Genomic DNA, 21,951 nt, shown 5'->3' on the forward strand with positions numbered 1-21,951 from the left:
GATAAGCAGACCCCCAGGCCCGATAAGCTCGCGCCATCGGGCATCATGCCTCCCTTACGACGTTTTACATCAGAAAAGCGATGCCGTTTCCGGTTCCCGCTATCCTTGCTGTATGAACATTTCCTCGCCTCAGTGTTGTAGTGTAGAATGCGGCGTTTCAGTTAAACAGACGTTAAGCTCAGAACAGCGACTTCTAAGAGCCTGCTCAGGCAGGCGTAAGGCACAATAATTACTCTATATGAAGAACATACGTAACTTTTCGATCATTGCTCATATCGACCACGGTAAATCGACGCTGTCTGACCGCATTATCCAGATCTGCGGTGGCCTGTCTGACCGTGAAATGGAAGCGCAGGTTCTCGACTCAATGGATCTTGAGCGTGAGCGCGGTATTACTATCAAAGCGCAAAGCGTGACGCTGGATTACAAAGCGGCTGATGGTGAAACCTATCAACTGAACTTTATCGACACCCCAGGCCACGTTGACTTCTCATATGAAGTTTCCCGCTCACTGGCGGCGTGTGAAGGCGCACTGCTGGTGGTTGACGCCGGGCAGGGCGTCGAAGCGCAAACGCTGGCGAACTGCTATACCGCGATGGAAATGGATCTCGAAGTGGTGCCGGTTCTGAACAAGATTGACCTGCCAGCCGCCGATCCTGAGCGTGTGGCTGAAGAGATCGAAGACATTGTCGGCATTGATGCGACCGATGCCGTTCGCTGCTCGGCAAAAACCGGCGTAGGCGTACAGGATGTGCTGGAACGCCTGGTGCGCGATATCCCGCCGCCGGAAGGCGATCCAGAAGGCCCGCTGCAAGCGCTGATTATCGACTCCTGGTTCGATAACTACCTCGGCGTAGTGTCGCTGGTGCGTATTAAAAACGGCACCATGCGTAAAGGCGACAAAGTCAAAGTGATGAGCACCGGGCAGGTTTATAACGCTGACCGTCTGGGGATCTTCACGCCGAAGCAGATTGACCGTACCGAACTGAAGTGCGGCGAGGTAGGCTGGCTGGTTTGCGCAATTAAAGACATTCATGGCGCCCCGGTTGGCGATACATTAACGCTGGCGCGTAACCCGGCAGAGAAAGCGCTGCCGGGCTTCAAAAAAGTGAAGCCGCAGGTATACGCCGGTCTGTTCCCGGTGAGTTCTGATGACTATGAGAACTTCAGGGATGCGCTCGGCAAGCTGAGCCTGAACGACGCCTCTCTGTTCTACGAGCCGGAAAGTTCAACCGCGCTGGGCTTCGGCTTCCGCTGTGGCTTCCTGGGTCTGCTGCACATGGAGATCATTCAGGAGCGTCTGGAACGTGAATACGATCTGGATCTGATCACCACCGCGCCGACCGTTGTGTACGAAGTGGAAACCACGGCGAAAGAGATTATCTATGTCGATAGCCCGTCCAAGCTGCCGCCGCTGAATAACATCTATGAACTGCGCGAGCCGATTGCCGAGTGTCATATGCTGCTGCCTCAGGCATACCTGGGCAACGTCATTACGCTGTGTGTCGAGAAGCGCGGCGTCCAGACCAACATGGTGTACCACGGTAACCAGGTGGCGCTGACTTATGAAATCCCGATGGCGGAAGTGGTGCTCGATTTCTTCGACCGCCTGAAATCAACGTCTCGTGGTTATGCGTCGCTGGATTATAACTTCAAGCGCTTCCAGGCGTCCGATATGGTGCGCGTCGACGTGCTGATCAACAACGAACGTGTCGATGCGCTGGCGCTGATCACTCACCGTGGTAATTCGCAGAGCCGTGGTCGTGAGCTGGTGGAGAAGATGAAAGAGCTGATCCCTCGTCAGCAGTTCGACATTGCGATTCAGGCAGCGATTGGCACGCATATTATTGCGCGTTCTACCGTGAAGCAGTTGCGTAAAAACGTTCTGGCCAAGTGTTACGGCGGTGATATCAGCCGTAAGAAAAAGCTGCTACAGAAACAGAAAGAAGGTAAGAAGCGAATGAAGCAGATCGGTAACGTCGAACTGCCTCAGGAAGCGTTCCTCGCCATTCTGCATGTCGGTAAAGACAGCAAATAATCCTAAGGAGTTGGCATGGCGAATATGTTTGCCCTGATTCTGGTGATTGCCACACTGGTGACGGGCATTTTATGGTGCGTTGATAAATTTATCTTCGCGCCAAAACGTCGGGAACGTCAGGCAGCGGCACAGGCCGCTGCGGGTGATTCACTGGATAAAGCCACGTTGAAAAAAGTGGCGCCTAAGCCGGGCTGGCTGGAAACAGGGGCTTCGGTTTTTCCGGTACTGGCGATTGTGCTGGTGGTGCGTTCATTTATCTATGAACCTTTCCAGATCCCGTCGGGTTCGATGATGCCGACGCTGTTAATCGGTGACTTTATTCTGGTGGAGAAATTCGCCTATGGAATTAAAGATCCGATTTACCAGAAAACGTTGATTGAAACGGGTCATCCGAAACGCGGTGATATCGTGGTCTTTAAATACCCGGAAGATCCGCGCCTGGACTACATTAAACGCGCTGTCGGCCTGCCGGGTGACAAAGTGACGTACGATCCGGTAGCCAAAGAGGTTACTGTACAGCCAGGGTGCCGTTCCGGTCAGGCGTGTGAAAACGCGCTGCCGGTGACTTACTCTGACGTTCAGCCCAGCGATTTCGTGCAGACCTTTGCCCGCCGTAATGGGGGAGAAGCCAGCAGTGGGTTCTTCGAAGTGCCGTTAAACGAAACGAAAGATAACGGCATTCGTCTGGCGGAGCGTAAAGAGACGCTGGGAGACGTAACCCACCGTATTCTGACCGTACCGATCGCGCAGGATCAGGCGGGGATGTATTACCGTCAGCCGGGGCAGCAACTGGCGACCTGGATCGTACCGCCAGGACAATACTTCATGATGGGTGATAACCGCGATAACAGCGCGGACAGCCGTTACTGGGGATTTGTACCGGAAGCGAATCTGGTTGGTAAAGCGACCGCGATCTGGATGAGTTTCGACAAACAGGAAGGTGAATGGCCGACCGGCGTACGCTTAAGCCGTATTGGTGGGATCCATTAATTTCTGATAATCGTTCATGTTGTCGTCATTGCGGCGACAACATGAATTATTTATTGGATAAATCTCCGCAGACTAACGACATCCCCTGTCGTTGTGTATAGAATATTCCCCCGAAGTTTTAGGTTGGCGCCGTCAGGTTGCCACGGCACACTAAACAGCGTTGGTTTCCTCAGGTCTGTTTCGTGTGCTGAATTGTTGACGCATTCATTTATTGGTATCGCATGAACCCCATCGTAATTAATCGGCTTCAACGGAAGCTGGGCTACACTTTTACTCATCAGGAGCTGTTGCAGCAGGCATTAACCCACCGCAGCGCCAGCAGTAAACACAATGAGCGTTTAGAATTTTTAGGCGACTCGATTTTGAGCTTTGTTATCGCCAACGCGCTTTATCACCGCTTCCCGCGTGTGGACGAAGGTGATATGAGCCGTATGCGCGCCACGCTGGTGCGCGGCAATACGCTGGCGGAATTGGCCCGTGAATTTGATCTGGGTGAATGCCTACGTTTAGGGCCAGGTGAACTGAAAAGCGGCGGCTACCGTCGTGAATCTATTCTGGCGGATACCGTAGAAGCGTTAATCGGCGGCGTTTTTCTCGACAGCGATATTCAAACCGTCGAGAAGTTGATCCTTAACTGGTATCAAACGCGCCTGAATGAAATCAGCCCGGGCGATAAACAAAAAGATCCGAAAACGCGTTTGCAGGAATATTTGCAGGGTCGTCATCTCCCGCTGCCGTCTTATCTGGTGGTGCAGGTGCGCGGCGAAGCACACGATCAGGAATTTACTATCCACTGCCAGGTCAGCGGCCTGAGTGAACCGGTGGTTGGCACGGGTTCGAGCCGTCGTAAGGCGGAGCAGGCTGCCGCCGAACAGGCGCTGAAAAAACTGGAGCTGGAATGAGCGAAGATAAAAGCTATTGCGGATTTATTGCCATCGTCGGACGTCCGAACGTAGGCAAATCCACCCTGTTGAACAAGCTGCTCGGACAGAAGATCTCGATCACGTCCCGTAAAGCGCAGACCACGCGTCACCGTATCGTCGGTATCCATACCGAAGGGGCGTACCAGGCTATCTATGTTGATACGCCGGGGCTGCACATGGAAGAAAAACGCGCCATCAACCGCCTGATGAACAAGGCGGCAAGCAGCTCGATTGGCGACGTTGAGCTGGTCATTTTTGTCGTGGAAGGCACCCGCTGGACGCCGGACGACGAGATGGTGCTGAATAAACTGCGCGACGGTAAAGCGCCGGTCATTCTGGCCGTTAACAAAGTGGATAACGTACAGGAAAAGGCCGATCTGCTGCCGCACCTGCAATTCCTGGCAAGCCAGATGAACTTCCTCGATATCGTGCCTGTTTCTGCGGAAACTGGCATGAACGTGGATACCATCGCTGGTATCGTGCGTAAGCACCTGCCGGAAGCGACTCATCACTTCCCGGAAGATTACATCACCGATCGTTCACAGCGCTTTATGGCGTCTGAAATCATCCGTGAAAAACTGATGCGTTTCCTCGGTGCCGAACTGCCGTATTCCGTAACCGTTGAGATTGAACGTTTCGTTTCTAACGAACGCGGCGGTTACGATATTAACGGCCTGATCCTCGTTGAGCGCGAAGGGCAGAAGAAGATGGTCATTGGCAACAAAGGGGCCAAAATCAAGACCATCGGTATCGAAGCGCGAAAAGACATGCAGGAAATGTTCGAAGCGCCGGTACACCTGGAACTGTGGGTGAAAGTGAAATCCGGCTGGGCCGATGATGAGCGTGCGCTGCGCAGTCTCGGTTATGTAGACGACCTCTGAGTTAGCACTACGTGGAAGGCTGGCAGAGAGCTTTCGTCCTGCATAGTCGCCCCTGGAGCGAAACCAGCCTGATGCTGGACGTCTTCACGGAAGAGTCGGGACGCGTGCGTCTGGTTGCCAAAGGCGCACGCTCTAAACGTTCCAGTCTGAAAGGCGCATTACAACCTTTTACGCCACTGTTGCTCCGCTTTGGCGGGCGCGGCGAGGTGAAAACCTTACGCAGCGCTGAAGCGGTCTCTCTGGCGCTCCCCTTAAGCGGCATCACGCTTTATAGCGGTTTGTACATCAACGAACTGCTTTCCCGCGTTCTGGAATACGAAACGCGCTTCTCTGAACTCTTTTTTGATTACCTGAACTGTATTCAGTCGCTGGCTGGCGCGACCGGTTCGCCCGAACCTGCGCTTCGCCGTTTCGAGCTCGCCCTGCTGGGGCATCTGGGCTACGGCGTGGATTTTCTGCATTGCGCAGGGAGCGGCGAGACGGTCGATGACTCCATGACCTACCGCTATCGCGAAGAGAAGGGATTCATGGCCAGCGTGGTCATTGATAACAGCACCTTTACCGGGCGGCATCTGAAAGCGCTGGATGCACGAGAATTTCCTGATGTTGATACGTTGCGCGCGGCGAAACGCTTTACCCGCATGGCGCTAAAGCCGTATCTTGGTGGTAAGCCGTTAAAAAGCCGGGAACTGTTTCGACAATTTATGCCGAAACGGCCAGGGCGGGCAGAAAATACGAATAATGATTAACGAGGATTGTCATGGCTGAATTACTGTTAGGCGTCAACATTGACCATATTGCCACTTTACGCAATGCGCGTGGTACTGCTTACCCGGACCCGGTACAGGCGGCGTTTATCGCCGAGCAGGCGGGGGCGGATGGTATAACCGTACACCTGCGCGAGGATCGTCGCCATATTACCGACCGTGATGTACGCATTTTGCGCCAGACGCTGGATACGCGTATGAATCTGGAAATGGCGGTGACTGAAGAGATGCTGGCGATTGCCGTTGAGACGAAGCCGCATTTTTGCTGCCTGGTGCCGGAAAAACGTCAGGAAGTGACCACCGAAGGCGGACTGGACGTCGCGGGTCAGCGTGACAAAATGCGTGATGCCTGCAAACGGCTGGCAGATGCAGGCATTCTGGTATCGCTGTTCATTGATGCCGATGAAGAACAGATTAAAGCCGCTGCGGACGTTGGCGCACCGTACATTGAAATCCATACTGGCTGTTATGCGGATGCCAAAACGGATGCTGAGCAAGCGCAGGAACTGGCGCGCATCGCCAAAGCGGCGACGTTTGCGGCAAGCCTGGGGCTGAAAGTGAACGCCGGTCATGGCCTGACCTATCACAATGTGCAGGCCATTGCCGCACTGCCGGAAATGCATGAACTGAACATCGGTCATGCCATTATTGGGCGGGCGGTCATGAGCGGCCTGAAAGAGGCGGTCTCCGAGATGAAACGCCTGATGCTGGAAGCGCGCGGCTAATGGCGATTCTGGGGTTAGGCACGGATATTGTGGAGATCGCCCGCATTGAGGCGGTGATCTCCCGTTCTGGAGAACGCCTGGCAAGACGCGTGCTTAGCGACAACGAATGGGCTATCTGGGAGACGCATCAGCAACCGGTGCGTTTTCTCGCCAAGCGTTTTGCGGTAAAAGAGGCGGCGGCAAAAGCGTTCGGCACCGGCATTCGCAACGGGCTGGCGTTCGATCAGTTTGAAGTGTTTAACGATGAGCTGGGTAAACCGCGTTTGCGTTTGTGGGGCGAGGCGTTGAAACTGGCGGAGAGGCTGGGCGTGGCGCATATGCATGTGACATTAGCGGATGAACGTCATTACGCCTGTGCGACGGTGATCATCGAAAGCTAGATTCGGGTCTTTGTAGGCCGGATAAGGCGTTTACGCCGCCATCCGGCCTGGTGTCATTCTATCAGGGTGGGTTACAGCTTATCCGCGTGATGCATCAGAACAAACTTATCCCACAGCTGTTCTTCCGTTTCGACATGCGCCGGGTCTTTGAGAATGGTATTGGGGATCGGGCACACCTTCTGGCAGGTCGGCGTTTCGTAATGGCCCACGCATTCGGTGCATTTGTCGCTGTTAATCTCGTAAATGCTGTCGCCCATTGAAATCGCCTCATTCGGGCATTCAGGCTCGCACATATCGCAATTGATACACTTTTTAGTGATTAACAGGGCCATCAGGAAACTCTCAAAACATCACAAACCGGGCGGGCATTATACGCGCATTCTTTGCTCAGACCAGTTTTTTTACCAGGGCCTCACTGTGGCGAATACGCTCCGGCGCGCGCCCCAAATCCTGCTGTACCAGCGCCATAAAGAGCAAATCCGTCAACATCGTCTGCGCATGCGTAGAGGAGATTGCGGCGCTGCGCGTGGCCTGCTCTTCGGCGATCGTATACAGGCAACGGGTGGCACGTTGTTGCAGGGCATTCGGTGTAAAGCCGGTGATCGCCAGAACCTTTCCCCCCACCCGCAACGTTTCATCCGCCGCCATATTCAACTCTCTGCGCTCGCCGCTATAGGAGATAGCCAGCAGGAGATCGTCCGGCGCCAGCGCCTGCACGGTGGCTAACAGTGCATGCATATCGTGTTCGGCGACGACATTGAATCCTATCTTCATCAGCTTCCAGGCGAAGTTCTGCGCCACCAGGCCCGATGTGCCAATACCGGTTATGACAACACGCCGGGCATTGCGCAGCATCATGACGCTTTCGAACAATTTCTCTTCACTGTTAACATCGAGCGTTGCGTGCATTGCGGCGACATTTTCCTCGATCAATTTTTCGCCGACAAGCCGCATCGGATCGTCGCCCCGGATCTGGTTATGTACCGGAATAGAGTGAGGATTTGGATTGCTGGCCAGCGCTTCGCTGATCGCCAGCTTCAGTGCCGGAAAGCCTTTAAAGCCCAGTTTCTGCGCGAATTTCACCACGCTGGACTGACTGACGCCCGCCTCGACGGCAAGCTGTTGTGAGCTGAGATGCCGTGTATCATCCGGCTGAGCAAGAATATAATCAGCAAGCTTTTTATCGCTTTGTGCGAGGTCCGGATAACGCTGACGTATACGAATCAAACAGTTCATGAGGACTCCTGGCGAAAAACATGACGGGGATCATAAAAAGATTTTCCCTCGCCCGAAAGAATATAATATTCCATTATTATAGTTATTATGAATTAAAAATTCCTAAGGAACAAAAATGAATCTCGGCTCGTTAGTTTCAGAAACCCGCAATCCACAGACTATGGATCTTGACGCACTCCCTACGCTTGAGCTGGTTCATCGTTTTAATCAACAGGATACGCTTGTAGCGCAAGCAGTAAAAGAGACGCTGCCAGACGTTGCCCGCGCGGTAGATGCCGCCGCCGACGCCTTAAAGGCGGGAGGGCGCATTATTTATATGGGCGCAGGCACCAGCGGACGCCTTGGCGTTCTGGACGCCTCCGAATGCCCACCAACGTTTGGCGTACCGCACGGGCTGGTGATCGGGCTGATTGCTGGCGGGCCCGGCGCGCTGCTGAAAGCGGTGGAAGGCGCGGAAGACAGTCAGCAGTTAGGGGAGGACGATCTCCTGGCGCTTAACGTGACCGCGCAGGATCTGGTTGTCGGGCTGGCGGCGTCCGGTCGTACGCCGTACGTCATTGGCGGGTTGAAATACGCGCGTCAGGTGGGCTGCGTCACGGTGGCTATCTCCTGTAATCCCGATTCTCCCATCGCGCGTGAGGCTGACATCGCCATCTCGCCGGTCGTTGGGCCGGAGGCGCTAACCGGTTCGACGCGACTGAAATCCGGTACTGCGCAAAAACTGGTGCTCAATATGATCTCCACCGGGGCGATGGTGAAGTTCGGCAAGGTGTACCAGAACCTGATGGTAGACATGAAAGCCACCAACGTTAAGCTCGTCGACAGAGCGTGCCGGATGGTGGTTGAGGCTACCGGGATTACGCGTGAAGAGGCCGAAGCGCTGCTTAAGCAGACAGATTTCGAGGTTAAGCCGGCCATTCTGATGGCGCTTACCGGGCTGAATGCCGAAGACGCAAGGGCGAAATTGTCCGCTCACCAGGGATTTCTACGGGCGGCGTTAGAACGCTAACGTTACCGGAAAATTGAGGTTCTATCTGTTAGGCTATCTGGTAACGATTATCGCCGGGTTTCGGTTAACCCGGCTATTGGGCTTCAACAATCCAGAGGAGTAGGGTTTGGTTAATCACGAGCGTCGTGTCGTATTTTTTGATTTGGACGGTACGTTGCACCAGCAGGATATGTTTGGCAGTTTCCTGCGTTATCTGTTGCGTCGCCAGCCGCTGAATGCGTTGCTCGTGCTGCCGTTATTGCCGGTTATCGGGATTGGCTTGTTGATTAAAGGTCGGGCGGCGCGTTGGCCGATGAGCCTGCTGTTATGGGGCTGTACCTTCGGTCACAGTGAAGCGCGGCTCAAGGCGCATCAGTCGGATTTCGTTCGCTGGTTTCGCGATAACGTCACGGCGTTTCCGGTTGTTCAGGAGCGCCTGACGACCTATCTGTTAAGCTCTGACGCTGATATCTGGCTGATTACCGGCTCTCCGCAATCGCTGGTGGAACAGGTCTATTTCGATACGCTCTGGCTGCCGCGCGTGAACCTGATCGCCAGCCAGATGCGGCGTGGCTACGGCGGCTGGCTACTGACTATGCGCTGTCTGGGGCACGAGAAGGTCGCCCAACTGGAACGCCAGATTGGTGCGCCGTTACGTCTGTACAGCGGCTACAGCGACAGTAAGCAGGATAACCCGCTTCTCTATTTTTGCCAGCATCGCTGGCGCGTCACGCCGCGAGGGGAGCTCCAGCAACTCGAATAGAGTTAACGATAGCGCCCATGTATAATGCGCCCGCTTTTATTACCGGAGTGTCTCCTTTGTCTGATGTTGAATTTAGCCACGAATACTGGATGCGTCATGCGTTGACGCTGGCGAAACGCGCCTGGGATGAGCGTGAAGTGCCGGTTGGCGCGGTATTGGTGCATAACAATCGCGTCATTGGCGAAGGCTGGAACCGTCCGATAGGTCATCATGATCCCACTGCGCACGCTGAAATCATGGCGCTACGTCAGGGCGGGCTGGTGCTTCAGAACTACCGTTTGCTGGATACCACGCTTTACGTGACGCTGGAGCCGTGCGCGATGTGTGCGGGAGCAATGGTACACAGCCGCATTGGTCGGGTGGTATTTGGCGCTCGCGACGCGAAAACCGGCGCGGCAGGGTCGCTGATGGACGTATTGCATCATCCGGGCATGAACCACCGCGTAGAGATCACCGAAGGTGTGTTACGCGATGAGTGCGCAGCGCTGCTCAGTGATTTCTTCCGCATGCGTCGCCAGGAGATCAAAGCGCTAAAAAAATCTTCGCAAGAATCGTTGTAGGGCGGCCAGGGCGCGAAAGCGTCCAGCCCTGTGAGATTAGTTTCCGTCTTTCTTCTTCAGTGAAAACGGCAAAGAAGGAGAGTGTGACAGGTAGTTCGATGACGGCTGCGATAAGAAAGAAGAGAAAGGAAATGTCTCCGTGTCAAACTCGGTCGGAGACACTGCCGGGTAATCCTGCGCCAGCTTTATCGTTTCTGCCGCCTGCTTCTCTTTTTCTTGCAGATAGCCGACCAGGCTAATCTGATACTTCCGAATATTTTCCACATAAGCGTAGGCTTCATGCCCGCGCGCATAGCCGTACGTCAGCTTGCTGTAATATTGTTTCTGGCTGAGCAGCGGCAGCCGTTGTTTTACATCGGCCCAGCTATCCGGGTTGCCCCTGGTTTTGACCGTCAACGCACGAGCGTCAAGCATATGCGCATAGCCCATGTTATAGGCGGCGAGCGCAAACCAGATACGCTCCTCTTCCGGCACGGTTTCAGGCACTTTACCCATCATATCCTGGATATAACGCACACCGCCGCTGATGCTTTGTTCCGCATCGGTACGATCCGTCAGTCCCAGACTTTGCGCGGTGTTTTTGGTGAGCATCATCAGACCGCGAACGCCCGTCGGGGAGGTGGCCAGCGGGTCCCAGTGCGACTCCTGATAGGAAATTGCGGCCAGCAGGCGCCAGTCTATCTCCTGCGCGTATTTTTCAAACAACGGCTGGAGATCGGGCAGTACGCCGTCCACGGCCCGCAGGAAGGTGCGGGTATCGACATAATCAAAATCGTCGCCGTGCCCCAGATACTTCTCTTCCATACGCGCCAGTGAGCCGTCTTCATTAATAGCGTTGAAGAAATCGAGCAGCGCAGCGGAAAGCGTGTTGTCATCGTCCAGTTGGCTAAACCAGGTGACAGGCTGCTCATCGGTGACATCCAGCGCGACGGCCAGTTCAGGATGTACGCGCTGGAACAGGCTGATCGCGACAGAATCGGCAATGGTATAGTCCAGATTGCCGCTGATGACTTCGCTGAGCAGCGCCGCTGTCCCTTTTTTGTCATCGACTTTCCAGCTCAGATCGGGAAATTTTGTCTCTTTCAGCGCCTGCAAGTCATTTACCACGACATGCCCTGGCGCGATAGAGAGCTGGCTTTCATTCACCGTGGCCAGCGTGCGAGGCCGGTATTGTCCTACCCGGTAAACCAGCTGTTGCGAAACGGAATAGTAGGTCGGGCCGGGTTGATAATTCTTCACGCGCTCGCTGTTGTAAACCAGTCCTGCCGCCAGCAGATCGGCGTTGCCGTTATCTAAATCGTCAAATAGCTGGCTGATATTCTGGCGTACGGTAATTTTCAGCTTTACGCCAAGATAGCTGGCGAACTGCTGTGCCAGTTCGTAATCCAGACCGTACTTTTTTCCGTTAATGCGGGCATAGGTCAGCGGCGACTCTATTGTTGAGACGCGTAACTCTCCCCGCGATTGGATCGCGGCGATACGATTGTCGGCTTTGCCGAACCAGGGGATTGATGGCCAGAGGGCCGCTGCCAGCAGCAGAGTCAATATGCCGATGAACAGATAATTAATCTTTAATTTTTTCAATTAGTTAATTCTCTGAATCGTGCGTAATCTCAGCCTGCTAATGTCATTTTGGTGGGTTAAAATCATCATGAATGTGCGGCATTTTGCGCAACAATGCGCCAGTTGGCAACTAATTAGAATGATTGGCCGCACCGTATGATAAGAAAAGGCGGCGATTTTATTTCGACGCAAACGGTTTCGTCGGGGCGTCAGATTCTTTATAATGTCGCCCGTTTCCCCCCTTGCGCACACTTAAAGCGCCTCAGGCGCTTCGAAGACGAGAGACTTATGATGGAAATTCTGCGTGGTTCGCCTGCACTGTCTGCATTCCGTATTAACAAACTGCTGGCGCGTTTTCAGGCGGCCAATCTTCAGGTCCACAATATTTACGCTGAGTATGTCCATTTTGCTGACCTGAGCGCCCCCTTAAACGAGGATGAGCACGCGCAACTTGCACGTTTGCTGAAATATGGGCCGAGCTTAAGCAGCCATACCCCTGAAGGAAAGCTGCTGCTGGTCACGCCGCGTCCTGGCACCATCTCCCCCTGGTCTTCCAAAGCGACTGATATCGCCCATAACTGCGGTCTGCAACAGGTAAGCCGCCTGGAGCGTGGCGTTGCATACTACGTTGAAGCCGCTACGCTCACGGCTGAACAGTGGCAGACGATTGCCGCTGAACTGCACGACCGGATGATGGAGACCGTGTTCTCTTCTTTATCTGATGCGGAAAAACTGTTTGTTCATCACCAGCCTGCGCCGGTTGCCAGTGTGGATCTGCTGGGTGAAGGGCGTCAGGCGCTGACTGACGCCAACCTGCGTCTGGGTCTGGCGCTGGCGGATGACGAAATTGATTACCTGCAAGACGCCTTCACGAAGCTGGGGCGCAATCCGAACGATATCGAGCTGTATATGTTCGCGCAGGCAAACTCCGAACACTGTCGCCATAAGATTTTTAACGCTGACTGGATTATCGACGGGAAACCGCAGCCGAAGTCGCTGTTTAAGATGATCAAAAACACCTTTGAAACCACGCCGGATCATGTGTTGTCTGCCTATAAAGATAACGCGGCGGTGATGGAAGGTTCTGACGTGGGACGCTACTTCGCTGACCACGAGAGCGGTCGCTATGACTTCCATCAGGAGCCTGCGCATATCCTGATGAAGGTGGAAACCCATAACCACCCGACGGCGATCTCGCCGTGGCCGGGCGCGGCGACCGGTTCCGGTGGTGAGATTCGTGATGAAGGCGCAACCGGACGCGGCGCGAAGCCAAAAGCGGGTCTGGTGGGCTTCTCTGTGTCTAACCTGCGTATTCCGGGTTTTGAGCAGCCGTGGGAAGAAGATTTTGGTAAACCAGAGCGTATCGTTACCGCGCTGGACATTATGACCGAAGGCCCGCTGGGCGGCGCGGCGTTTAATAATGAATTTGGTCGCCCGGCGTTGAACGGGTACTTCCGTACTTACGAAGAAAAAGTAAACAGCCACAACGGCGAAGAGCTGCGCGGCTACCACAAGCCGATCATGCTGGCGGGCGGGATTGGCAACATCCGCGCCGATCACGTACAGAAAGGCGAGATCGTCGTTGGCGCGAAGCTGATCGTGCTCGGTGGGCCGGCGATGAACATTGGTCTGGGGGGCGGGGCGGCGTCCTCTATGGCTTCTGGTCAGTCGGATGCGGATCTCGATTTTGCCTCCGTACAGCGTGATAACCCGGAAATGGAACGTCGCTGCCAGGAAGTGATCGACCGCTGCTGGCAGTTAGGCGATGCCAACCCGATCCTGTTTATTCACGACGTCGGGGCCGGCGGTCTCTCCAACGCGATGCCGGAGCTGGTGAGCGACGGCGGGCGCGGCGGTAAATTTGAGCTGCGCGATATCCTCAGCGATGAGCCGGGCATGAGTCCGCTGGAAATCTGGTGTAACGAGTCTCAGGAGCGTTATGTGCTGGCCGTGGCCGCCGACCAGTTGCCGCTGTTTGATGAGTTGTGCAAGCGTGAGCGCGCGCCGTATGCGGTGATCGGTGAGGCCACCGAAGAACAGCATCTGTCCCTGAACGACCGTCATTTCGATAATCAACCGATCGATCTGCCGCTGGACGTGCTGCTGGGTAAAACGCCGAAAATGACCCGCGACGTGCAGACGCTGACAGCGAAAGGCGATGCGCTGGATCGTGCTGATATCACGATTGCTGACGCGGTTAAACGGGTTCTGCATCTGCCGACCGTGGCGGAGAAAACATTCCTGGTGACCATCGGCGACCGTACCGTGACCGGTATGGTGGCGCGCGATCAGATGGTCGGCCCGTGGCAGGTGCCGGTGGCGAACTGCGCGGTGACCACCGCCAGCCTCGACAGCTACTATGGTGAAGCGATGTCTATCGGTGAACGTGCGCCGGTAGCGCTGCTGGACTTTGCCGCTTCCGCCCGTCTGGCCGTTGGCGAAGCGCTGACGAACATCGCCGCGACCCAGATTGGCGATATCAAACGCATCAAGCTGTCCGCAAACTGGATGGCGGCGGCCGGTCACCCGGGTGAAGATGCCGGTCTGTATGACGCGGTGAAAGCGGTAGGCGAAGAACTCTGCCCGCAGCTTGGCCTGACGATTCCGGTGGGCAAAGACTCTATGTCGATGAAAACCCGCTGGCAGGAAGGCAACGAGCAGCGCGAAATGACCTCGCCGCTGTCGCTGGTGATTTCCGCGTTTGCCCGCGTGGAAGATGTGCGTCATACCATCACGCCGCAGCTCTCGACCGAAGATAACGCGCTGCTGCTGATCGATTTGGGTCAGGGGCATAACGCGCTGGGCGCAACGGCGCTGGCGCAGGTGTATCGTCAACTGGGCGACAAACCGGCAGACGTGCGCGATGTGGCGCAGTTGAAAGGCTTCTATGATGCGATTCAGGCGCTGGTGGCGCAGCGTAAACTGCTGGCGTATCACGACCGTTCCGACGGCGGCCTGCTGGTCACGCTTGCCGAGATGGCCTTTACCGGTCACTGCGGCATCCAGGCTGATATTGCAACATCTGGCGACGATCGTCTGGCGGCGCTGTTTAACGAAGAGCTGGGCGCAGTGATTCAGGTACGGGCGGCCGATCGCGAAGCGGTCGAGGCGCTGCTGGCGAAGCACGGTCTGAGTGACTGCGTACACTATTTAGGTCAGGCCGTTTCCGGCGACCGTTTTGTGATTGAATCCAATGGGCAGGTTGTCTTCAGCGAAAGCCGCACCACGCTTCGTACCTGGTGGGCGGAAACGACCTGGCAGATGCAGCGCCTGCGCGACAACCCGGAATGTGCCGATCAGGAACATGACGCAAAAACCAACGATGCCGACCCGGGTCTGAACGTGAAATTGTCGTTCGATATCAATGAAGATATCGCCGCGCCGTATATTGCTACCGGCGCGCGTCCGAAGGTTGCCGTACTGCGCGAACAGGGCGTGAACTCCCACGTTGAGATGGCGGCGGCGTTCCATCGCGCGGGCTTTGACGCGATTGATGTGCATATGAGCGATCTGCTGGCTGGCCGTATTGGACTGGGTAATTTCCAGGCGCTGGTTGCCTGTGGCGGTTTCTCTTACGGTGACGTGCTGGGCGCGGGTGAAGGCTGGGCGAAATCGATTCTGTTCAACAATCGCGTACGCGACGAGTTCGAAACGTTCTTCCACCGCCCGCAGACGCTGGCGCTTGGCGTATGTAACGGTTGCCAGATGATGTCTAACCTGCGTGAACTGATTCCGGGGAGCGATCTGTGGCCGCGTTTTGTGCGTAACCATTCTGACCGTTTTGAAGCGCGCTTCAGCCTGGTGGAAGTGACCCAAAGCCCGTCTCTGCTGTTGCAGGGAATGGTTGGCTCACAGATGCCTGTCGCGGTGTCCCACGGTGAAGGGCGCGTTGAAGTGCGTGACGATGCGCATCTGGCAGGGCTGGAAAGCAAAGGTCTGGTTGCGCTGCGTTATGTCGATAACTTCGGTAAGGTTACGGAAAACTACCCGGCCAACCCGAACGGATCGCCAAATGGCATCACCGCCGTTACCACGGAAAACGGTCGTGCAACCATTATGATGCCGCACCCGGAGCGCGTCTTCCGCACCGTCAGCAACTCCTGGCACCCGGAAAACTGGGGCGAAGACAGCCCGTGGATGCGTATTTTCCGCAATGCGCGTAAGCAGTTAGGTTAATCCGCACGTAAATGGCCCGATAAGCAAAGCACTATCGGGCCTGGACATACGCGTAGGCCGGATAAGGCGAAGCCGCCATCCGGCAAGGAAGCTTCCGTGAGGGAGCTTTTTTTTGCCCTGCCATCAACCATAAAGGTGTCGGGAAATGCCGACATCAGTAGATTGTTTGTGTCTCCAAAAGGAGACATTTAACTCATTGATTTACAATGATAGCGTAAGGTTTGTTTTTAGGTGTCTCTGAATGGTGACACCTTGCTGAAATTTTGTTCGTTTTGTAACGGTGATTATTTCTCTATAAAACCAAATAAAATCATAATGTTAATTATTTGTTTTTAAAATTGGCACACTTACTGCATAATAGTAACCAGTGGCTCATTCACCTTCTTATGTCAGCCCCTTCGGGAAGCGCTACATAAACTTCGAATGACGCACAACAAGGTGCCTGCCGTCCAACTTCTGATAATAGCGTTGCTTTATCAACCACCGGGCGAAACGTCGAGTTAGGCACCGCCTTATTCCATAACAAAGCCGGGTTAATCCCGGCTTTGTTGTATCTGATGTTCCCCTCGGTTAGCATCCTTGTATCCTTATCCGATGAGAGTAACGCCTTGAAGCGCTGGTCTGTTTTCCCCCGGTCCTTGCGACAACTGGTTATGCTGGCATTTCTGCTGATTCTGTTGCCTTTGTTGGTACTGGCCTGGCAGGCCTGGCAAAGTCTCAACGCGCTCAGCGCCCAGGCGGCGCAGACTAACCGTACCACGCTGATAGATGCCCGGCGCAGCGAAGCGATGACCAACGTGGCGCTGGAGATGGAGCGCAGCTACCGGCAATATTGCGTGCTCGACGACCGTACGCTGGCGAAGGTGTATCAGAGCCAGCGAAAACGCTACAGCGAAATGCTGGACGCGCATGCGGGAGTATTGCCGGACGCTAAACTTTACCAGGCGCTACGCGATGATCTGAACGGTCTTGCACAATTACAGTGTAAAAATAGCGGCCCTGACGCTACCGCCGCCGCGCGGCTGGAAGCTTTTGCCAACGCCAATACGGAAATGGTGCAGGCAACGCGCACGGTGGTGTTCTCGCGCGGGCAGCAGTTACAGCAGGAAATCGCAGAGCGCGGACAATTCTTTGGCTGGCAGGCGCTGGTGCTGTTTCTGGTCAGTCTGGCGATGGTGCTGCTTTTTACAAGGATGATCATTGGGCCGGTGAAAGGGATAGAACGGATGATTAACCGGCTGGGAGAAGGGCGCTCTCTGGGGAATACCGTGTCGTTTACCGGGCCGCGCGAGCTGCGTTCGGTGGGGCAGCGCATTATCTGGTTGAGTGAACGTCTGTCCTGGCTGGAATCCCAACGGCATCAGTTTTTACGTCACCTGTCGCATGAGCTGAAAACGCCGCTGGCCAGTATGCGCGAAGGGACAGAGCTGCTGGCCGATCAGGTCGTGGGGCCATTGACGTCGGAGCAAAAAGAGGTCGTCGGCATTCTGGACGATAGCAGCCGCAACTTACAGAAGTTGATTGAGCAACTGCTTGATTACAACAGGAAACTGGCAGACAGCGCGATTGAGATGGAAACCGTGGAGCTTGAACCGCTGGTGGATATGGTGGTTTCCGCTCACAGTTTGCCTGCGCGCGCTAAAATGATGCATACCGAGGTCAGGCTGGCTATCGACAGCTGTCTGGCCGAGCCGATGCTATTAATGAGCGTGCTGGACAATCTTTATTCCAATGCGGTGCACTATGGCGCTGAATCCGGTAACATTTGTATTCGCAGCAATGTATATGGTTCAAAGGCGCACATTGATGTGATCAATACGGGCACGCCGATCCCGGAAGCGGAAAGAGCCATGATTTTTGAACCCTTTTTCCAGGGAAGCCATCAGCGTAAAGGTGCGGTGAAGGGGAGCGGATTAGGGTTAAGTATCGCCAGGGACTGCATCCGTCGTATGCAGGGGGAACTGTATCTGGTCGATGAGAATGCGCAAGAAGTTTGCTTCCGTATCGAACTGCCGCTATCTGCATCGAAAAACCACTAAAAATGAAGCTAAGCCTGGTGAGTATGCCACACGTTTTTGTTCGAGTTCTGAAGCGATTATTTCCCCGAAGAGGATGGTTAGCGAGTGTGCCTTGCCTGGTGCTGATGGGGTGCGCGCCACATGCCGCGAAGCATGTCGTAAATGATGCGTCGCAGGAAAAAATTCCACCGTATCAGCTGGCGGATTATCTCTCTACCGACTGTACGGATATCTGGTTACTCAAAGGGCCATCGACGGATAACAATCCGCTTTACTGGCTGCGGGCGATTGATTGTGCCGATCGCCTGTTGCCTGTTCAGTCACGCAATGAAGCGCGGGCGCTGGAAGATGGCAGCTGGCAGAACACGTTCAAACGCGGGATTCTGCTGGCGGATGCTAAAATTACGCCCCTTGAACGGCGCGATATGGTCACTCGCCTCGATGCGCTAAGCGCGCAAATTCCCGCTCAGGTGCGCCCGCTCTATCAGCTCTGGCGCGACGGCCAGGCGCTACAGTTACAGCTTGCCGAAGAGCGTCAGCGTTACAGTAAACTCCAGCAAGCGTCGGATAGCGAGCTTGATACGTTGCGTCAGCAGCATCAGCACTTACAGGCGCAGCTCGATCTCACGACGCGCAAGCTGGAGAATCTGACTGATATTGAGCGCCAGCTCTCCACGCGCAAACCCGCAGGCAACTACAATCCTGACGCGACACACGGAAATGACAAACCCGCAGCGCCTGACGACGGCGCATCTTCCGCACTGCCACAAGATGAGGTAACGCCATGATAAGCCGCAAACCGGCACATCTGCTGCTCGTGGACGATGACCCGGGGCTGTTGAAACTGCTTGGGATGCGCCTGACCAGCGAAGGCTACAGCGTCGTGACGGCGGAAAGCGGTCAGGAAGGGCTGCGCGTACTGAATCGCGAGAAAGTGGATCTGGTTATTAGCGATCTGCGGATGGATGAAATGGATGGCATGCAGCTGTTCACGGAAATCCAGAAAGTCCAGCCTGGCATGCCCGTTATCATTTTGACCGCACACGGCTCTATTCCTGATGCCGTGGCGGCGACGCAAAAAGGCGTGTTTAGCTTTCTGACCAAACCGGTCGATAAAGATGCGCTGTATCAGGCCATTGATGACGCGCTTGAACAATCGGCGCCGGCAATGGACGACAGCTGGCGCGAATCAATCGTTACGCGCAGTCCGTTGATGATACGCCTGCTGGAACAGGCGCGGATGGTGGCGCAATCGGATGTCAGCGTGCTGATTAACGGGCAAAGCGGCACCGGGAAAGAGATTTTCGCGCAGGCTATCCATAACGCCAGCCCGCGCAGCAGTAAACCTTTCATCGCCATTAACTGCGGCGCGCTGCCGGAACAGCTACTGGAGTCCGAACTGTTTGGCCACGCGCGCGGGGCGTTTACCGGCGCGGTCAGCAATCGCGAAGGGTTATTTCAGGCGGCGGAAGGCGGCACGCTGTTTCTTGACGAAATCGGCGATATGCCCGCGCCGTTACAGGTTAAGCTGCTGCGCGTTCTGCAAGAGCGCAAAGTCAGACCGCTTGGCAGCAATCGCGATATCGATATTGATGTGCGCATTATCTCCGCAACGCACCGCGATCTGCCTAAGGCGATGGCGCGGGGTGAATTTCGCGAAGACTTATATTACCGTCTGAACGTGGTGAGTCTGAAGATCCCGACGCTGGCGGAGCGTACGGAAGATATTCCGCTGCTGGCGAATCATCTTCTGCGCCAGTCAGCAGAGCGGCATAAACCGTTTGTGCGGGCGTTTTCAACGGATGCGATGAAGCGTCTGATGACCGCAAGCTGGCCGGGAAACGTGCGTCAGTTGGTGAACGTTATTGAGCAGTGCGTGGCGTTAACTTCCTCGCCGGTCATCAGCGACGCGCTGGTAGAGCAGGCGCTGGAAGGCGAAAATACGGCGCTGCCGACGTTTGTTGAGGCGCGTAATCAGTTTGAGCTTAACTACTTGCGTAAACTGCTGCAAATCACCAAAGGGAATGTCACCCATGCGGCGAGAATGGCAGGGCGTAACCGGACGGAATTTTATAAGCTGCTCTCGCGCCATGAGTTAGATGCAAACGATTTCAAAGAGTAGTTTTCATGCCGTAAAGTAGCGTGAATTATGTTACGTTTATCAGATTAAAAGACAGGCGACCTTTTCAAGGAATAGCATGAAAAAGATTGATGCGATTATTAAACCCTTCAAGCTGGACGACGTCCGTGAAGCGCTGGCTGAGGTAGGCATTACCGGTATGACGGTTACCGAAGTGAAAGGCTTTGGGCGTCAGAAAGGCCATACCGAGCTGTACCGTGGCGCGGAATATATGGTGGATTTTCTGCCGAAGGTGAAAATTGAAATCGTGGTGACCGACGATATCGTGGATACCTGCGTTGACACCATTATTCGCACCGCGCAGACGGGGAAAATCGGTGACGGTAAAATTTTCGTCTTTGACGTTGCGCGCGTGATTCGTATTCGTACCGGCGAAGAAGACGACGCGGCAATTTAAGCCGCGTCGTGCTTGCCGGATGGCGGTGTAAACACTTTATCCGGCCTACAAAATCCCGTAGGCCTGATAAGCGCAGCGCCATCAGGCATGACTTAATTACAGCACTTTATGTGGGCCGAAGCATTCGTAATGAATGTTTTCGCTTTTCACGCCCAGCCCTGTCAGCTGCTTCGCAGCAAACTGCATAAAGCCGACCGGACCGCACAGATAAAACTGCATTGCCGGATCGCTGATCGCACTTTCCAGTTTGTTCAAATCCATCAGACCTGTGCTGTCGAACGCGCCATTCGCACGATCGGCTTCTGTCGGTTCGCGATACCAGGTATGTGCGGTAAAGCGCGGCAGGGTTTTACCCAGCTCGCTCACTTCATCTGCAAACGCATGCACGTCGCCGTTTTCCGCCGCGTGGAACCAGTTCACCTGCGCGGTGTGGTTGGCTTTGGTCAGCGTATCCAGCATGGCCAGCATTGGAGTCTGGCCTACGCCTGCGGAAATCAGAGAAACAGGCGTGTCCGTTGCGACATCCATGAAGAAATCACCTGCCGGAGCGGCTAAGTGGACGATATCGCCGACGCTTGCGTGGTTGTGCAGCCAGCTGGAAACCTGACCGCCATCTTCACGCTTAACTGCGATGCGATAACCTTTACCATCCGGCTTGCGGGTCAGGGAATACTGACGGATCTCCTGATGCGGGAAGCCTTCCGGTTTCAGCCAGACCCCCAGGTATTGACCCGGATGATATTCTGCGACCGGGCCGCCATCGACCGGTTCAAATTCAAAGCTGGTAATCAGGGCGCTGCGCGGCGTTTTCGCGACGATGCGGAACGGACGAGTGCCTTCCCAGCCGCCATTCTTGCTGGCGTTTTCGCTGTAGATTTGCGCTTCGCGATTGATAAAGACATTGGCCAGAACGCCATACGCTTTACCCCAGGCATCCAGCACTTCCTGGCCTGGGCTGAACATTTCGTCCAGCGTTGCCAGCAGGTGGCCACCAACGATGTTGTACTGTTCTGGTTTGATCTGGAAACTGGTGTGCTTCTGGGCGATTTTTTCTACCGCAGGCAGCAGCGCAGGCAGGTTTTCGATATTGCTGGCATAGGCCGCGATGGCGTTAAACAGCGCTTCACGTTGATCGCCATTTCGCTGGTTACTCATGTTAAAAATTTCTTTGAGTTCAGGGTTGTGGGTAAACATGCGATCGTAGAAATGGGCGGTCAGTTTTGGACCGGTTTCAACCAGCAGGGGAATGGTGGCTTTTACTGTGGCGATGGTTTGAGCGTCAAGCATACTGTCTTCCTTTATCTGAGACTTTAATGATGTATGTCAAATACATCTTATAAAAAATAACCCTGTATTGTAAATGGTTCTTTGTAACTTTGCGTTTTTAACGTTACAACGTGAAAAAT

Annotated in this window: 19 protein-coding genes and 2 pseudogenes; 16 read left to right on the plus strand and 5 right to left on the minus strand. The window is 54.8% G+C overall.

Features of this window, described 5'->3' with window-relative positions:
* Nucleotides 1-238 precede the first annotated feature (238 nt).
* The 7 genes from lepA (at nucleotide 239) to acpS (ending at nucleotide 6,704) form a co-directional block, all read left to right on the plus strand.
* On the plus strand, nucleotides 239-2,038 hold the full coding sequence (gene lepA, locus OGY62_RS15230) for a translation elongation factor 4 (protein ID WP_047461945.1): 1,800 nt from the start codon (nucleotides 239-241) through the stop codon (nucleotides 2,036-2,038).
* A 15-nt stretch (nucleotides 2,039-2,053) separates the two neighbouring features.
* Nucleotides 2,054-3,028 carry a signal peptidase I gene (gene lepB, locus OGY62_RS15235; RefSeq protein WP_012131213.1) on the plus strand — a complete coding sequence of 325 codons (975 nt, stop codon included), beginning with the start codon at nucleotides 2,054-2,056 and terminating at the stop codon, nucleotides 3,026-3,028.
* Between the two features lie 221 nt (nucleotides 3,029-3,249).
* Nucleotides 3,250-3,930 carry a ribonuclease III gene (gene rnc / locus OGY62_RS15240; RefSeq protein WP_024130107.1) on the plus strand — a complete coding sequence of 227 codons (681 nt, stop codon included), beginning with the start codon at nucleotides 3,250-3,252 and terminating at the stop codon, nucleotides 3,928-3,930.
* Nucleotides 3,927-4,832: a GTPase Era gene (gene era / locus OGY62_RS15245; RefSeq protein ID WP_012131214.1), complete on the plus strand. Its 906-nt coding sequence runs from the start codon at nucleotides 3,927-3,929 to the stop codon at nucleotides 4,830-4,832. The genes rnc and era overlap by 4 nt, the downstream gene beginning before the upstream one ends.
* 11 nt (nucleotides 4,833-4,843) lie before the next feature.
* Nucleotides 4,844-5,581, plus strand: coding sequence for a DNA repair protein RecO (recO, locus tag OGY62_RS15250; protein ID WP_275055601.1), 738 nt, complete (start codon nucleotides 4,844-4,846; stop codon nucleotides 5,579-5,581).
* An 11-nt stretch (nucleotides 5,582-5,592) separates the two neighbouring features.
* Entirely contained in the window at nucleotides 5,593-6,324 is a 732-nt protein-coding gene (pdxJ, locus tag OGY62_RS15255; RefSeq protein WP_114848589.1) for a pyridoxine 5'-phosphate synthase, read from the plus strand.
* Nucleotides 6,324-6,704, plus strand: coding sequence for a holo-ACP synthase (gene acpS / locus OGY62_RS15260; RefSeq protein WP_047461950.1), 381 nt, complete (start codon nucleotides 6,324-6,326; stop codon nucleotides 6,702-6,704). The genes pdxJ and acpS overlap by 1 nt, the downstream gene beginning before the upstream one ends.
* 71 nt (nucleotides 6,705-6,775) lie before the next feature.
* Here the strand turns inward: acpS and yfhL are convergent, their stop codons facing one another.
* Nucleotides 6,776-7,036, minus strand: coding sequence for a 4Fe-4S dicluster ferredoxin YfhL (gene yfhL, locus OGY62_RS15265; RefSeq protein ID WP_012131218.1), 261 nt, complete (start codon nucleotides 7,034-7,036; stop codon nucleotides 6,776-6,778).
* Nucleotides 7,037-7,091: 55 nt separating this feature from the next.
* Nucleotides 7,092-7,940 carry a MurR/RpiR family transcriptional regulator gene (locus tag OGY62_RS15270; protein WP_012131219.1) on the minus strand — a complete coding sequence of 283 codons (849 nt, stop codon included), beginning with the start codon at nucleotides 7,938-7,940 and terminating at the stop codon, nucleotides 7,092-7,094.
* Nucleotides 7,941-8,055: 115 nt separating this feature from the next.
* Between OGY62_RS15270 and murQ the strand changes: the two genes are divergently transcribed.
* The 4 genes and pseudogenes from murQ (at nucleotide 8,056) to tadA (ending at nucleotide 10,251) form a co-directional block, all read left to right on the plus strand.
* Nucleotides 8,056-8,949 (plus strand): N-acetylmuramic acid 6-phosphate etherase, encoded by an 894-nt coding sequence (gene murQ, locus OGY62_RS15275; protein WP_024130109.1) that lies wholly within the window; start codon nucleotides 8,056-8,058, stop codon nucleotides 8,947-8,949.
* A gap of 1 nt (nucleotide 8,950) precedes the next feature.
* Nucleotides 8,951-9,052 (plus strand): annotated as a pseudogene (locus OGY62_RS15280) (PTS transporter subunit EIIC); the annotation flags it as partial.
* Nucleotides 9,053-9,055: 3 nt separating this feature from the next.
* Nucleotides 9,056-9,691 (plus strand): phosphatidylglycerophosphatase C, encoded by a 636-nt coding sequence (gene yfhb, locus OGY62_RS15285; RefSeq protein ID WP_230010236.1) that lies wholly within the window; start codon nucleotides 9,056-9,058, stop codon nucleotides 9,689-9,691.
* Nucleotides 9,692-9,708: 17 nt separating this feature from the next.
* Nucleotides 9,709-10,251, plus strand: coding sequence for a tRNA adenosine(34) deaminase TadA (gene tadA / locus OGY62_RS15290; RefSeq protein ID WP_286460252.1), 543 nt, complete (start codon nucleotides 9,709-9,711; stop codon nucleotides 10,249-10,251).
* Nucleotides 10,252-10,287: 36 nt separating this feature from the next.
* On the opposite strand, the gene mltF is transcribed toward tadA, so the two are convergent.
* Nucleotides 10,288-11,835 (minus strand): membrane-bound lytic murein transglycosylase MltF, encoded by a 1,548-nt coding sequence (gene mltF / locus OGY62_RS15295; protein ID WP_286460253.1) that lies wholly within the window; start codon nucleotides 11,833-11,835, stop codon nucleotides 10,288-10,290.
* 267 nt (nucleotides 11,836-12,102) lie between these two features.
* Between mltF and purL the strand changes: the two genes are divergently transcribed.
* From purL to glnB, 5 genes are all read left to right on the plus strand, one after another.
* Nucleotides 12,103-15,990 carry a phosphoribosylformylglycinamidine synthase gene (purL, locus tag OGY62_RS15300; protein ID WP_286460254.1) on the plus strand — a complete coding sequence of 1,296 codons (3,888 nt, stop codon included), beginning with the start codon at nucleotides 12,103-12,105 and terminating at the stop codon, nucleotides 15,988-15,990.
* A gap of 608 nt (nucleotides 15,991-16,598) precedes the next feature.
* Nucleotides 16,599-18,029, plus strand: a complete 1,431-nt coding sequence (qseE, locus tag OGY62_RS15305) for a two component system sensor histidine kinase QseE/GlrK (RefSeq protein ID WP_286460255.1) — start codon at nucleotides 16,599-16,601, stop codon at nucleotides 18,027-18,029.
* A gap of 23 nt (nucleotides 18,030-18,052) precedes the next feature.
* Nucleotides 18,053-18,796, plus strand: coding sequence for a two-component system QseEF-associated lipoprotein QseG (gene qseG, locus OGY62_RS15310; RefSeq protein ID WP_071258081.1), 744 nt, complete (start codon nucleotides 18,053-18,055; stop codon nucleotides 18,794-18,796).
* A complete protein-coding gene (gene glrR, locus OGY62_RS15315) occupies nucleotides 18,796-20,130 on the plus strand; it encodes a two-component system response regulator GlrR (protein WP_024130114.1) in 1,335 nt (444 codons plus the stop codon). Before qseG ends, glrR begins: the two co-directional genes overlap by 1 nt.
* A gap of 76 nt (nucleotides 20,131-20,206) precedes the next feature.
* The gene (gene glnB, locus OGY62_RS15320; protein WP_002914032.1) at nucleotides 20,207-20,545 is read left to right on the plus strand and encodes a nitrogen regulatory protein P-II; all 339 of its coding nucleotides are present in this window, start codon (nucleotides 20,207-20,209) and stop codon (nucleotides 20,543-20,545) included.
* Here glnB and OGY62_RS23415 read toward each other — a convergent pair.
* Together OGY62_RS23415 and hmpA are read right to left on the minus strand one after the other, a co-directional pair.
* Nucleotides 20,542-20,637, minus strand: a pseudogene (locus OGY62_RS23415) (hypothetical protein); the annotation flags it as partial. The gene glnB and the pseudogene OGY62_RS23415 sit on opposite strands and share 4 nt — an antisense overlap.
* Before the next feature lie 4 nt (nucleotides 20,638-20,641).
* On the minus strand, nucleotides 20,642-21,832 hold the full coding sequence (hmpA, locus tag OGY62_RS15325) for an NO-inducible flavohemoprotein (RefSeq protein WP_012131231.1): 1,191 nt from the start codon (nucleotides 21,830-21,832) through the stop codon (nucleotides 20,642-20,644).
* Nucleotides 21,833-21,951: the final 119 nt, after the last annotated feature.

Source organism: Citrobacter sp. CK198 (assembly GCF_030333295.1).
GTDB classification, from domain to species: Bacteria; Pseudomonadota; Gammaproteobacteria; order Enterobacterales; family Enterobacteriaceae; genus Citrobacter_B; species Citrobacter_B koseri.

Excerpts from the sequence above, each read along its gene's own strand:
- lepB (WP_012131213.1), top strand. The coding sequence starts at position 2,054 with ATGGCGAATATGTTTGCCCTGATTCTGGTGATTGCCACACTGGTGACG.
- qseG (WP_071258081.1), top strand. The coding sequence starts at position 18,053 with ATGCCACACGTTTTTGTTCGAGTTCTGAAGCGATTATTTCCCCGAAGA.
- OGY62_RS15270 (WP_012131219.1), bottom strand. The coding sequence starts at position 7,940 with ATGAACTGTTTGATTCGTATACGTCAGCGTTATCCGGACCTCGCACAA.
- era (WP_012131214.1), top strand. The coding sequence starts at position 3,927 with ATGAGCGAAGATAAAAGCTATTGCGGATTTATTGCCATCGTCGGACGT.
- hmpA (WP_012131231.1), bottom strand. The coding sequence starts at position 21,832 with ATGCTTGACGCTCAAACCATCGCCACAGTAAAAGCCACCATTCCCCTG.
- murQ (WP_024130109.1), top strand. The coding sequence starts at position 8,056 with ATGAATCTCGGCTCGTTAGTTTCAGAAACCCGCAATCCACAGACTATG.
- rnc (WP_024130107.1), top strand. The coding sequence starts at position 3,250 with ATGAACCCCATCGTAATTAATCGGCTTCAACGGAAGCTGGGCTACACT.
- pdxJ (WP_114848589.1), top strand. The coding sequence starts at position 5,593 with ATGGCTGAATTACTGTTAGGCGTCAACATTGACCATATTGCCACTTTA.
- yfhL (WP_012131218.1), bottom strand. The coding sequence starts at position 7,036 with ATGGCCCTGTTAATCACTAAAAAGTGTATCAATTGCGATATGTGCGAG.
- acpS (WP_047461950.1), top strand. The coding sequence starts at position 6,324 with ATGGCGATTCTGGGGTTAGGCACGGATATTGTGGAGATCGCCCGCATT.
- tadA (WP_286460252.1), top strand. The coding sequence starts at position 9,709 with ATGTATAATGCGCCCGCTTTTATTACCGGAGTGTCTCCTTTGTCTGAT.
- lepA (WP_047461945.1), top strand. The coding sequence starts at position 239 with ATGAAGAACATACGTAACTTTTCGATCATTGCTCATATCGACCACGGT.
- purL (WP_286460254.1), top strand. The coding sequence starts at position 12,103 with ATGATGGAAATTCTGCGTGGTTCGCCTGCACTGTCTGCATTCCGTATT.
- glnB (WP_002914032.1), top strand. The coding sequence starts at position 20,207 with ATGAAAAAGATTGATGCGATTATTAAACCCTTCAAGCTGGACGACGTC.